The organism is Streptomyces sp. B1866 (assembly GCF_031932565.1).
Taxonomy (GTDB): Bacteria; Actinomycetota; Actinomycetes; order Streptomycetales; family Streptomycetaceae; genus Streptomyces.
On sequence record NZ_JAVSCF010000198.1, the window covers coordinates 1 to 12,170 of the forward strand.

10 protein-coding genes are annotated in these 12,170 nt (G+C 76.1%); 2 read left to right on the forward strand and 8 right to left on the reverse strand.

Annotated elements, in window-relative coordinates; all coding sequences use genetic code 11:
- Positions 1–1,961 (forward strand): ABC transporter ATP-binding protein (locus RKE29_RS22180; protein WP_312007304.1); only part of this gene is annotated, 1,961 nt, incomplete at its 5' end.
- A 441-nt stretch (positions 1,962–2,402) separates the two neighbouring features.
- On the opposite strand, the gene RKE29_RS22185 is transcribed toward RKE29_RS22180, so the two are convergent.
- Positions 2,403–2,846, reverse strand: coding sequence for a hypothetical protein (locus RKE29_RS22185; RefSeq protein ID WP_312007305.1), 444 nt, complete (start codon positions 2,844–2,846; stop codon positions 2,403–2,405).
- A gap of 164 nt (positions 2,847–3,010) precedes the next feature.
- Between RKE29_RS22185 and RKE29_RS22190 the strand changes: the two genes are divergently transcribed.
- Positions 3,011–4,453 carry a S28 family serine protease gene (locus tag RKE29_RS22190; protein WP_312007306.1) on the forward strand — a complete coding sequence of 481 codons (1,443 nt, stop codon included), beginning with the start codon at positions 3,011–3,013 and terminating at the stop codon, positions 4,451–4,453.
- Between the two features lie 564 nt (positions 4,454–5,017).
- Here the strand turns inward: RKE29_RS22190 and RKE29_RS22195 are convergent.
- The 7 genes from RKE29_RS22195 to RKE29_RS22225 all read right to left on the reverse strand — a co-directional run.
- Complete coding sequence (locus tag RKE29_RS22195) at positions 5,018–6,037, reverse strand: sugar phosphate isomerase/epimerase (RefSeq protein WP_312007307.1); 1,020 nt, start codon at positions 6,035–6,037, stop codon at positions 5,018–5,020.
- 31 nt (positions 6,038–6,068) lie between these two features.
- Positions 6,069–7,202: a class I SAM-dependent methyltransferase gene (locus RKE29_RS22200; RefSeq protein ID WP_312007314.1), complete on the reverse strand. Its 1,134-nt coding sequence runs from the start codon at positions 7,200–7,202 to the stop codon at positions 6,069–6,071.
- Between the two features lie 164 nt (positions 7,203–7,366).
- A complete protein-coding gene (locus RKE29_RS22205) occupies positions 7,367–8,332 on the reverse strand; it encodes a bifunctional helix-turn-helix transcriptional regulator/GNAT family N-acetyltransferase (RefSeq protein ID WP_312007308.1) in 966 nt (321 codons plus the stop codon).
- Positions 8,333–8,414: 82 nt separating this feature from the next.
- Positions 8,415–9,503, reverse strand: coding sequence for a LacI family DNA-binding transcriptional regulator (locus RKE29_RS22210; protein WP_312007309.1), 1,089 nt, complete (start codon positions 9,501–9,503; stop codon positions 8,415–8,417).
- 94 nt (positions 9,504–9,597) lie between these two features.
- Positions 9,598–10,311: a dual specificity protein phosphatase family protein gene (locus RKE29_RS22215; RefSeq protein ID WP_312007310.1), complete on the reverse strand. Its 714-nt coding sequence runs from the start codon at positions 10,309–10,311 to the stop codon at positions 9,598–9,600.
- A gap of 257 nt (positions 10,312–10,568) precedes the next feature.
- Positions 10,569–11,519, reverse strand: a complete 951-nt coding sequence (locus RKE29_RS22220; RefSeq protein WP_312007312.1) for a hypothetical protein — start codon at positions 11,517–11,519, stop codon at positions 10,569–10,571.
- Positions 11,516–12,170 (reverse strand): PEP-utilizing enzyme (locus RKE29_RS22225; protein ID WP_312007313.1); only part of this gene is annotated, 655 nt, incomplete at its 5' end. The genes RKE29_RS22220 and RKE29_RS22225, both read right to left, overlap by 4 nt.

Genomic DNA, 12,170 nt, shown 5'->3' on the forward strand with positions numbered 1-12,170 from the left:
CGGCGGCCCGGGACGGCTCGCGTCCCACGCTCGGGGACGGCCCGCCGCCGATCCCCGGCCGGGAGCCGGTGGCGGGCCGCCCGGGCACGGCCGCGCGCGCCGGAGCGTCGGCCACCGCCGACCTGTCGGCCAAGGTCGCCGCGCTGCCGCCCGCTACCGACACCCCCGACGTGGACGAGGCACAGGCCGCGCGCCCCGAGCGCGCGTACGGCCTGCGGCGGCTGTTGCGCGGCTTCGGCACGCCGCTGGCGGTCAGCCTGCTGCTGGTCGCGGCCGACGCGGTCGCCGCACTGCTGCTGCCCGTCCTCATCCGGCACGGCATCGACGACGGCGTGCGGCGGCTCGCGCTCGGCGCGGTGTGGACGGCCTCCGGGGTGGCGCTGCTCGTCGTCCTGACGCAGTGGGCCGCGCAGTTCGGCGAGACGCGGCTGACCGGGCGGACCGGCGAGCGGGTGCTCTACAGCCTCCGCGTCAAGATCTTCGCCCAGCTCCAGCGGCTCGGCCTCGACTACTACGAGCGTGAGCTGACCGGCAAGATCATGACCCGCATGACCACGGACGTCGACGCCCTGTCCACCTTCCTTCAGACGGGCCTGGTCACCGCCGTGGTCAGCCTGCTGACCTTCTTCGGGATACTCGTCGCGCTGCTGGCCATCGACGTCCCGATGGCGCTGCTGGTCTTCGCCACCCTGCCCTTCCTCGCCGCCGCCACGGTCGTCTTCCGGCGGCGCAGCGTACGGGCGTACGAACTCGCGCGGGACCGCGTCGGCCTGGTCAACGCCGACCTTCAGGAGACGGTGGCGGGCCTGCGGATCGTGCAGGCGTTCCGGCGCGAGCGCGCGGGCCGCGAGCGGTTCGGGGCGCGCAGCGACGCGTACCGGAGCGCGCGGGTGCACGGCCAGCGGCTGATATCCGTCTACTTCCCCTTCGTCCAGCTGCTGTCCTCGGTCTCCGCCGCGCTGGTGCTGATCGTGGGCTCCGGACGGGTCGGCGACGGGACCCTGACGGCGGGCGCGCTGGTGGCCTACCTGCTTTACATCGACCTGTTCTTCGCGCCCGTCCAGCAGCTCTCCCAGGTCTTCGACGGCTACCAGCAGGCCGCCGTGTCCCTGCGGCGCATCCAGGAGCTGCTGCGCGAGCCGACCACCACCCCGGCCGCCGCCGACCCGCGCGGGGTGCCGACGCTGCGCGGGGAGATCGCCTTCGAGGGCGTCGGCTTCCGGTACGGCGGGGACGGCGGCGAGCGGACTCCCGCGCTGACCGGCGTGGACCTGCACATTCCGGCCGGGCAGACCGTCGCCTTCGTCGGCGAGACCGGAGCGGGGAAGTCCACCCTGGTCAAGCTCGTCGCCCGCTTCTACGACCCCAGCTCGGGCACCGTCCGGGTCGACGGCACCGACCTGCGCGAACTGGATCTGAGCGGCTACCGGCGGCGGCTGGGCGTGGTCCCGCAGGAGCCGTACCTGTTCGCCGGGACGGTGCGTGACGCCATCGCGTACGGGCGGCCGGACGCGACTGACGCGGAGGTGGAGGCGGCCGCGCGGGCGGTCGGCGCGCACGCCATGGTGGCCTCGCTCGACGGCGGCTACCTGCACGAGGTCGCCGAGCGCGGGCGAAACCTGTCGGCCGGGCAGCGGCAGCTCATCGCCCTGGCGCGGGCCGAACTGGTCGACCCCGACATCCTGCTGCTCGACGAGGCGACGGCGGCTCTCGACCTGGCGACCGAGGACCTGGTCAACCGGGCCACCGAGCGCCTCGCGGGCCGCAGGACCACGCTGTTCGTCGCGCACCGGCTGACGACGGCGGCCCGGGCGGACCGCGTGGTGGTGCTGGACCGCGGGCGGGTGGTCGAGGACGGCACGCACGAGGACCTGCTCGCCCGCGACGGCCGGTACGCCGAGCTGTGGCGCACCTTCACCGGTGAGGCGTTCACGGGCGAGGCCGCTCCGGCGGGTGCCTAGGCGCGTCCCGGGTCCGGGCGTATCCCGGGTCCGGGCGTATCCCGGGTCCGGGCGTATCCCGGGTCCGGGCGGGCCCGTGCCCGGGGGCGGGGCNGGCCCGTGCCCGGGGGCGGGGCCACCGCCTGAACGGGTCCCCGTGCCCGGGCGGGGATCCGCGTCGCGGGCCCGCCGAGGCTCGGGGACCCGTTCAGGCGGAGGCCCGTCACGTCCCGGCGCCTGCCGGCGCCTGCCGGCGGGACGGCCTCCCGGCCCGACCGGCGCCGGTCGGCACTCCGGTGCGCTCCTGCTCCGCCGTGCGGCCGGCAGACGCCGGACACTGTGCCCTGACCTGTGCGGTCCGCCGGATCCTCCGCGGCTGGTTCGATCGCACGGCAGGATGCCGCACGTCGAGCCTGCGGGTGATTACGCAGAGTGCTTGACTCTATGTTACGCAGCGTGACATCATGGCTCCATGCCGCTCGCCCTCGCTATTCCCTCGACCTCCAGCCGGTCCCGCTCCCGCTGCTCCGCCTCCGCTGCCACCCGCTGCTTCTGGCGGTGCAGGAAGTCGGGGTCGTCCGCCCGGTCCTGGGGCACGAGGACTTTCACGCCCTTGGCGTGCGGGCTGTCGCCGAGATCGACCACCACCCGTTCGTCCTGCACGGTCAGCAGGCCGAAGAGCACCAGCAGTTCCGCCTGCAGGGCAGGCGTGAACAGCTCCTTCTCCTCAGGTCCCATACCGAGTTCGTACGTTCCTCCGCGCACTGCCGGCGAGGTGCTCACTTCGTGTAGGAGCCGCATGAGCAGATCCAAAGAGCGCGGGTCGATCCGCTGCTGAAGGTCGCTCAGATACCGCTTGAGCCGCTCGGCCCGCTGTGCGCGTTCGCGCCGTTCGTCTCCGTCCATACAAGAAGCATGGGCCATCACGCGCCGCTACGAAAGGGGGTGGCGTAGATAACTGTCCGTAGTAATCGCCGCGAGGGCAGGTCTGGCGGTCACGCCTGGGGCCGGATAGCTTCTCGGATACCTGTGCGACTCACGCGACTTATGCGCACGAAGGGGGAGGACACATGCGTACGACGCTCAGATGGCTGCTGGCGCTGGTGGTGCTCGCGGCCACCGTGGCGACCGGCGGCGCGGCCGCGGGTGCGGCCGCACCGGGATCCGGTGGTCCGGAGCCCGGCAGCCCGGACATCAAGGACCGCATCCTCGCTATCCCGGGTATGAGCTTCATCGAGGAGAAGCCCTACGACGGATACCGCTACCTCATCCTCGGCTACACCCAACCCATCGACCACCGCCACCCGTACCAGGGCACCTTCACTCAGCGGTTCACCCTGCTGCACAAGTCCACGGACCGGCCCACGGTGTTCTACACCTCGGGCTACGGAGTCAGCACCAACCCCAGCCGGAGCGAGCCGACGCGCATCGTCGACGGCAACCAGGTCTCGCTGGAATACCGCTTCTTCACCCCTTCCCGTCCCCAGCCCGCCGACTGGTCCAAGCTCGACATATGGCAGGCGGCCAGCGACCAGCACCGCCTCTACCAGGCGCTCCGCGGCATCTACGGCAAGCGGTGGCTCGCCACGGGCGGCAGCAAAGGCGGCATGACGGCCACCTACTACCGCCGCTTCTACCCGCGCGACATGGCCGGCACCGTGGCCTACGTCGCCCCCAACGACATCGACAACGAAGAGGACTCCGCCTACGACCGCTTCTTCTCCGGTGTCGGGACGGCCGAGTGCCGCGCCAAGCTGGACGCGGTACAGCGCGAGGCCCTGGTCCGGCGTGACGCCCTGGTCGCCCGCTACGAGTCGTGGGCCGACTCCAAAAGCCTGACCTTCTCGGTCGTGGGCAGCGCCGACAGGGCATACGAGAACGTGGTGCTCGACCTGGAGTGGGCCTTCTGGCAGTACCACCGCCAGGCGGAGTGCACCGACGTGCCCGCCGCCACCGCGTCGACCGACGAGCTGTACACCTTCATCGACGACATCTCGGGCTTCGAGTTCTACACCGACCAGGGACTGGAGCCCTACACGCCGTACTACTACCAGGCGGGCACCGAACTGGGAGCTCCCACCTTCGCCACGCCGCACCTCACCGGCCTGCTGCGCTACCCGGGCATCTACAACCCGCGCAACTACGTGCCGCGTGACATCCCGATGCGGTTCCGGCCGCATGCGATGCGGGACGTCGACACCTGGGTGCGGCACCACGCGCGGCGGATGCTGTTCGTGTACGGGCAGAACGACCCGTGGGGCGCCGAACCCTTCCGGCTCGGCAGAGGCGCCGAGGACAGCGACGTGTTCACCGTGCCCGGAGGCAACCACGGGTCGAACATCTCCCAGCTGTCCGCGGACGAGAAGGCGGAGGCCACCGCCGACGTGCTGCGGTGGGCGGGCGTGGAGCCCGCGGCCGTCCGGGAGGGCGACGCCGTGGCCAGGCCCCTCGCCGCGTACGACGCCAGGCTCGACGGGCGCGGTGCGCAGCGGGAGCCGACTCTCAGGCCGTAGTCGGCTCGCCGTGTGAAGGCCGTCCGTCCCGCTGGCCGGGGGCCGTCGCCGGGCGACGGCTGGGGCGGGGCCCGCCGGGCGCCCGTTCCCGTCCCGGCCCCGGGCCGCGGAGGTGCGCCCTCGCGGCCGGGCCGCCGGGGCAGGCGTGCTGACGGGGCGTGGCGGTCGTTCGGTGGTCTCAGGCGACCGTGGCAGAGGGCCGCCGCCGACGCTGTAGAAGGGGACGCGTCGGCGGCGGGCGCCACTGGCCGCGGGCGGCAAAAGAGGGGTGGTCAGCGACGCAGCCAGCAGCGTGACTGACTCCGCATCCGCGGCTGACTCTCCAGCGGCACGCCGATGAGACGGAGACCGCCGCCGGACGGTTCCCCGGCCGGGCCCGTCCGAACGGCATCCGGGAAAGGAGGGAGGACGGGGCGAGGGAACGGGCGCGGCGGCCGTCCAGAGAGGCTGGGGCCGGGCGGTCGGGGCCGGGCGAGCGGGGCCGGGCGAGCGGGGACTGGAGTCCGGGGTCGGGACTGGAGTCCGGGGCTCGGCGGTGGGCCGGGGGCCGGGCGGCCCGGGTGGTCAGGCCCGAGCCCCGCGGAGCAGCCGAAGCAGGTGCTCCCGTGCCGGGCCGAGCAGGTCCGGGAGGTCCGCCGCGCGGGGGTACCACCGTTTCTCGTACTCCCAGCACAGCCAGCCGTCCCAGCCCGCCCGGACGAGCGGCGCCAGGCAGGCGGCCAGCGGCAGCGTCCCCGCGCCGAGCGGCAGCGTGGTGGTGTCCTCGACCGAGGCGACGTCCTTGACCTGGACGTAGCCCAGGTGCGGGGCGAGCGCCGCGTAGGTGGCGGCGGGCTCCTCCCCGCCCAGCCAGGGGTGCAGCACGTCCCAGAGCGCGCCGACGGCCCGCCGCCGCGCGGCGGGACCGGCGGCCCGGCCGGTCACGGTGCCCGGCGCGGCCGGCAGTCCGGGGTCGGCCGGGGGCGCGGCCGGCAGTCCCGGCCCGCGCGAGGGTGGGCCCGGCTGTCCCGGGCCGGGCGTGGGCAGGACCGGTTTGGCGGGCTCGGGAGGGCTCACGGGCTCGGGCGGAGCGGTGGGCTCGGGCGGAAGGGCCAGGGTGCTCACGAGGCCGAGGACGCGAGCCACGTCGGCGCCGGTGCGGTGCGAGTCGTGGGTCTCCAGCAGCAGCCGCACGCCCCGCCCGGCGGCGTACGGCGCGGTGGCCGCCAGGCGCCGGGCGGCCCTGGCGTCGGCTTCGGGATCGGGTTCGGGGCCGTGTGGACCGCCGCCGCCGGGGAAGACCCGCACGTGGGCTGCGCCGAGGTCGTGGGCGAGGTCCACCAGTTCGCGCAGCCCGACCAGGACCGGTTCGTCCGTCCCGGCCTCGGCGACCCGTACGTAGCCGGCGACGGTGAGTACCGCCACCCCGGCCCGACGGAACTCCCCGGCGGCCGACGCCCGCTCGGCCGGGGCCAGGCCCGGGTGCACCGGCTCCTCGGGGTGGGCGCGCAGTTCGACGCCGTCGTAGCCGGAGGCGGCGGCGAGCCGGGCCACGTCGCGGACGGGCATCCCGGGCACGCCGAGGGTGGAGAAGGCGAGCTTCACGCGAGGCCTCCCTGGTCGGGGGACGGTGCGGTCAGTCGTGGACGGCCAGCCGCCACAGCGAGGTCACCTCCGCGGCGCGGGCGGCGTGCAGCGGGTCGGACGGGTCGGCGGCGCGGGGGTGGACGGGCCGGGTGTCGAGCCGGTCCACGACCCGCAGGCCCGCACCGTCGACAAGGCCGAGCAGTTCCGCGCGCGTGCGCAGGCCCAGGTGCTCGGCCAGGTCGGACAGGATCAGCCAGCCCTCGCCGCCCGGGGCCAGGTGCGCGGCCAGGCCGCCGAGGAAGCCGCGCAGCATCCCGCTCCCAGGGTCGTAGACCGCCCGCTCGACCGGCGAGCTGGGACGGGCCGGAAGCCAGGGCGGGTTGCACACGACGAGCGGGGCGCGGCCCGCCGGGAAGAGGTCGGCCCGCACCACCTCGACCGCGTCGGCGAGTCCGAGCCGGGCGAGGTTGTCGCGGGCGCATGCCAGCGCCCGCGGGTCCTGGTCGGTGGCCACCACGCGTCCGACGCCGCGCCGGGCCAGCACGGCCGCCAGCACGCCCGTACCGGTGCCGATGTCGTAGGCGAGCGCGGGGCGGCCGCCCGGCAGCGGTGCCCGGGCCACCAGGTCGACGTATTCGCCGCGCACCGGCGAGAAGACGCCGTAGTACGGATGTACGCGGTCGCCGCCGAGCGCCGGGACGGGCACGCCCTTCGCGCGCCACTCGTGGGCGCCCACCACGCCCAGCAGCTCGCGCAGCGACACCAGCGAGGGCCCGTCCGCCGGACCGTACGCCTCCGTGCAGGCCCGGCGCACGTCGGGCGCCCGGCGCAGCGGGACCGACCAGTCGGCGTCCAGCGGCACCAGCAGCATGCCCAGGACCCGGGCGCGCCGCCCCTGTTCCTGGCGGTGCAGGTGGAACGCCTCGGCCGGGCCGGCCGCCACCCGCCGCGCGCCGCGCGACCGCCGCGGACCCCGGGCCGCTCGGCGGGTCATCGCGCCGAGCAACTGGCGCGCGCCGTGGAAGTCGCCGCGCCACAGCAGCGACGTGCCCTCGCAGGCCAGCCGGTAGGCGACCTCGGCCGGCATCCGGTCGTCCGCGACCGCGACCCGCCGCGGTGGCGGTGCCCCGCTCTCGGAGCGCCAGCGGGCCTGCCGCGCCTGCCCGCCCTCCTCCCAGCACACGGCCTGCCCGGGGGCGGCCTCCTGCCCAGGGCCGGTCTCCTGCCCCGAGCCGGTCTCCTGCCCGGCGTTGGAGTGGTGCCCGGGGGCGGCCCCGTGTCCGGAGTCGTGCCCGCCGTCGTCCGTCTCCGGATGTCCTGGCGCCGCGCGCCCCTGCCGTCCGCCGTTCACGTCAGGTCCATTCGCCAGTCCTGGCCGACGAGGTCGGCGCCGTAGCTCCGGTGCGGCCTCTCGGCGACCAGCTCGAAGCCCACCCGCTCGTAGATCGCGCGGGCTGCGGTCAGGACGTCGTTGGTCCACAGCACCAGTTCCCCGTAGCCCGCCGTGCGCGCGAAGTCCGCGCACGCGCGCACCAGCCGTTCGCCGAGGCCCGCACCGCGCGCCTCGGGCTCCACCAGCAGCAGCCGCAGCCGGGCCGCGCCTGGCGCCTCGTCCCGCACGCACAGCACCGAGCCGACGGCCCGCCCGCCCATCTCGGCGATCCACGCCCGCTCCCGCGCCGGGTCGTGGCCCGCGCCGAAGTCGGCGACGATACGGGCGACGAGGGCCTCGAACTCGGCGTTCCAGCCGTATTCCCGGGCGTACAGGGCGCCGTGCCGCTGCACGATCCAGCCCAGGTCGCCCGGGTGCGGCTCGCGAAGCCGCACCCCGTCGAAATCGCCTCCGCCGTCCGCGTCGTCCCGCCCCCGCCTGCCGGAGAAGACCTCGTGCGCCGTGCGCAGCGCCTCGCGCAGGCGGCGCAGGTCGGTCCGGGCCAGCGCGCGCAGCGTCGCGGCGACCGACTCGCGGGACCGCGCGTCGACATCGGCGGCCGCGGCCCGGCCCTCGGCGGTCAGCAGCACCTGCGCGAAGCGCGCGTCCCGGCGGTGGCGCTCCCGGGTGATCAGGCCCCGCTCCTCGAAGCGGGTGAGCGTCCGGCTGACATGGGCTGCGGTCAGCCCCAGGTCCTCGCGCAGCCGCGACACGTGCGTGCGCTCGCGCTGCGCCAGCTCGTACAGGATGCGGGCCTCGCTGAGCGTGTACGGGGTGCTGAGCCTGTCCGGATAGTCGAGCGCGCCGATGACACGTGTGTACAGCCGGTTGAAGGCGCGCACCTCGCCCACCGCCGCGTCCAGATCCTCCCGTACGCCCACCCCGCACCCTCCCTCGCCTCGCCCCGCTCCGTCGGCAAGGCTGTGATTGATCCTATACTTGCTCTGCGTCAAGTGATCGGCGTCAAGTGATCGGCGTCAGGCGATTGGCGCGGTCCGCGTCACCGCCCTGGGGCCGGGGCGGGGCCGTGGACGCCCGCGCCACCAGCTCGCCGCGCACGGTCGCCACCCCGCCGGGCGGGCGTTCCTCGCGACCCAGCGCCAGCCGCCCGGCCCGTGCCCCCGCCTCGCGCAACGGCAGCCGTACGGTCGTCAGCGCGGGGGCCGCGTCCCGGCTGAACGGCAGGTCGTCGAAGCCCGCGACCGACACGTCGCCCGGTACGCGCCGCCCCTGGTCGCGCAGGGCCGCGCACACGCCGAGCGCGACCGTGTCGTTGGCGGCCACGACGGCCGTCAGGCCGGGGTCGCGGCGCAGGAGTTCCACCGTCGCGGCATAGCCGGACGCCCGGTCGTACGGGCCGTGCAGGACCAGCCGGGCGCTGTGGCCCACGCCCGCCGCCGCCAGCGCCGCGCGGTGGCCGGCCAGCCGGTCGCCGGTCGTGGTGCGCCCGGGCGGCCCCGCGACGTACCCGAAGCGGCGGTGCCCGAGGGACAGCAGGTGCTCCGTCAGCCGCCGCGCGCCGCCCCGGTGGTCGAACGCGAGGGTCACGGCGTCCGCCACCGGGGGCCGCCCGCACAGCACGACCCGGGTGCCGGACGCGGCGAGCCTGGCCAGCTTGGCGGCCACCGCGGCGGCGTCCTCGGGCCGCTCGGCGCCGCCGCCGGCGACGACGACCGCGGCGGCGCGCTGCCGTTGCAGCAGGGTGAGGCAGGTCAGCTCGCGTTCGGTGCGGCCGCCGGTGCTGCACACCACCGGCAGCTTCTCGCCGGCGCCGCCCGCCCGGCCGGCCGCGCTGATCTCGGACTGCACGGCCCCGGCGAGTATGCCGAAGAAGGGGTCGGCGATGTCGGCCACGACGATGCCGACCAGGTCGGAGGTGGCGGCGGCCAGCGCGCTCGCCGGGCCGTTGGCCACGTACTCCAGCTCGTCCACCGCGCGCAGCACCCGCGCCCGGGTGGGTTCCGCGACGGGGTACTTGCCGCTCAGCACGCGCGACACGGTGGCCGGCGAGACCCGGGCGCGCGCGGCGACGTCGGCGAGCGTCACTGCCATGTTTCCTCCGAGGTGATCGGCCGGGCGCGGCGAGCCGCGGCGCGCGGCCGCGCCCCGACGGCGGGTACGGAAGCCGGACAGCTCGGACGTGCGGTCAGAAGTACGACCAGACGCGGCGCGGCGCGTCGACGGCCCGGCTCAGCGCGACCACCGGCAGTGGCGGCTGCGCGTCGTGGTGCGGGGTGAGGTTCAGCGCGTAGTAGATCTGCTCGATCGAGGGCGGGCCGACGGCCAGGTTGCGGCGCGCGGCCGCGAGGCCTGTCTCCTGGCCGGTGCGCACCAGGTACGCCGCGGCCATCGTGCCCGTACGCCCCACGCCCGCGCCGCAGTGCACGAACACCGGCCCGGGTGCCTGGCGGACCACGGTGAGGAACCGTTCCACCTGGCGGGGCTCGGGCGTCTGGCCGTCCCTGATGGGCAGCCGGACGACGCGCAGCCCGGCCTGCTCGGGAAGGGCGCGTCGACGCGCGGACAGGTCCTCGGCGCGCAGGTCGACGACGGTGGTGAAGTGACGGCGCGCCAGCTGGCGGTAGCCCTCCGGGGTGGGCGCGGACCCGCGCCACACCCGGCCGTGCGCGTCGACCGGCTGGAAGTGGTGGATGCCCCGCACGTCCTCGGTGCCGGACGGCGGTCGCGTGGCGGACCGCGCCCACTGCGAGACGACGAGGATGCCGAGGGCGCCGGACGCCCACAGCACGGCGTAGCCGAGGACGCAGCCCACCAGGATCCGGGACGCGGTGCGCAGCGGGCGGCGCGGGGCGCGGGGCGCACGGGAAGCGGTGTCGGCGGGGAGGGTCGGCACGGCCATGGAAGGAGCCCAGGGGTGACTCGGGGACGGAACTCGCATCCTACCCGCGGCCCGGGACGCCGGAGGTCCGCTTTCGGGCAACGGCTGCCTGCCCTGTCTGGGTCGATACGATGTGATATGCGCCGCGTGTGTGTGCGCTGCCCGGGGCTGCGCGCGCACAGCTCCGGGCAGCACCCTGGCCAAAAGCGCCTCCCGGCCGGGAGGCCCGCCGCCGGTCCGGCCGGGGAAGCCCGCCGCCGGTCGCCGCCCTGGTGTCCCTAGTCGTCGTCCGGATCGGTCTGCCCGATGCCGAGGACCGTGAAGTGCGTACGGTCGACGCCGGTGTCCTCCAGGCAGCCGCGCAGCCGCATCCGGTCGTGCCCGCCGAGCCCTGGGCGCACCACGCCCGCGTACAGTCCGTCGCCGAGGTCGCCCAGCGCGGCGTGCCGCAGCGGCACGGACGTGGAGTCGCGGCACCGCTCCCACAGCTGGCGGGCCGCCAGGTCCGCCCGGCCGTCCGAGGCGTCGCCGCGCACCTTCACCCTGACCAGGATGGAGGTGGCCGCCGCCCGCTCCTCGTGGTCCTCGCGGGTCTGCGTCAGGTCGGCGAGCCCCGCCAGCAGCGCGCCGAGCACGGCCAGGCCCGCGAGCGCGCCGCCGGCCAGCAGCCAGCGCCTGCGGGTGGGCCGGGGAGCGAGGAGCGGCAGGTGCTCCAGCTCCACCGGGTCGCCGCCGCCCGCGGCCGGGTACGCCGGCGCGGCCAGCGGGGCCAGGCTCCCGGCGAGCCGGCGCTCGGCGCCGGGCCGCACGGTGGCCTCGGCGACCCGCTGCACCAGCCAGGCGAGGCCGGAGAGCAGCACGCCCGTGACCATGAGGACGGGTACGAAGACGTGCGTACGGCCCGCTCCCGGGTCGGCCGGGTCGTCCAGCCACCGGAAGCGCGGGCGGCCACCGGTGAACGCCGCGCCGTCGCGGCCGCCGTCCGTCTGCCGCAGCCGGGCCAGCACGTCCGCCTGCCGCCTGCCGTCGGCCGGGCCCGCGTCGATGCGCCGCTCCAGACGGGAGATCCGGCCGAGCACGGCGAGGCCGACCAGCAGCACCTCCACGACCAGCAGCAGGACGCCGCACAGGATCGCCCGCTGCCACTGCCAGCGGTAGAGGTAGATCACCAGGTACGCGCCGGCGCCGAGCGCGGCCACGCCGCCGAAGAGATGCGCGAGGTACTTCACCGGTCCGCCTCCCCGCCCCCGCGGCGCGGCGCGTCGGCCGACGTCACGTCACCGCTGGTGCCGTCGAGGGTCAGCCGGGCGCCGGGCGGGAAGCGGCGTACGGCGTCGGCGGCGCCGACCACGGCCGGCACGCGGAACTCCCGGGCGAGCACCGCCAGGTGCGACAGCGGGCTGCCGGTCTCGGCCACGAGACCGTTCAGGGAGGGCAGCAGCGGGGCCAGGCCCGGGTCGAGGGTGCGCACCACCAGCACGGCGTCCGTCGGGCGCGGACCCGAGCCGTCCCAGGCGGTGCCGGTGGCCCGGCCCGCGGACGCGCCGCGCCCGGCGCCGTCGGCCCGGCCGGCCGCTCGCGGGCCGCGCTCGGGGACGACGACGCCGCCTTCGGCGAGCCGGAAGGCGTCGGGCAGCGGCGCGGACTCCGGGCGCGGCAGCCGCTCGGCCAGGTCGCCGGGCAGCGGGCCGCCGTCCAGGGCCGTGACCAGCTCCGGCCAGCGCAGCAGCGCGATCCGCGAGGCGTCGGCGAGCGTGCCGCGCGCCGCCAGGCGCGAAGCGGCCTCCCGCACCAGCCGGGCCTGGAACTCCTGCACCCACCGGGCGCGCAGCCGCAGGCCCTCCCGCGCGGGCAGGGCGCCGACGCCCCGCGCGGGCGGC

Bases quoted from the DNA above. Each gene is read 5' to 3' on its own strand.
- RKE29_RS22185 (WP_312007305.1), bottom strand. From the start codon at position 2,846: ATGGACGGAGACGAACGGCGCGAACGCGCACAGCGGGCCGAGCGGCTC.
- RKE29_RS22190 (WP_312007306.1), top strand. From the start codon at position 3,011: ATGCGTACGACGCTCAGATGGCTGCTGGCGCTGGTGGTGCTCGCGGCC.
- RKE29_RS22210 (WP_312007309.1), bottom strand. From the start codon at position 9,503: ATGGCAGTGACGCTCGCCGACGTCGCCGCGCGCGCCCGGGTCTCGCCG.
- RKE29_RS22215 (WP_312007310.1), bottom strand. From the start codon at position 10,311: ATGGCCGTGCCGACCCTCCCCGCCGACACCGCTTCCCGTGCGCCCCGC.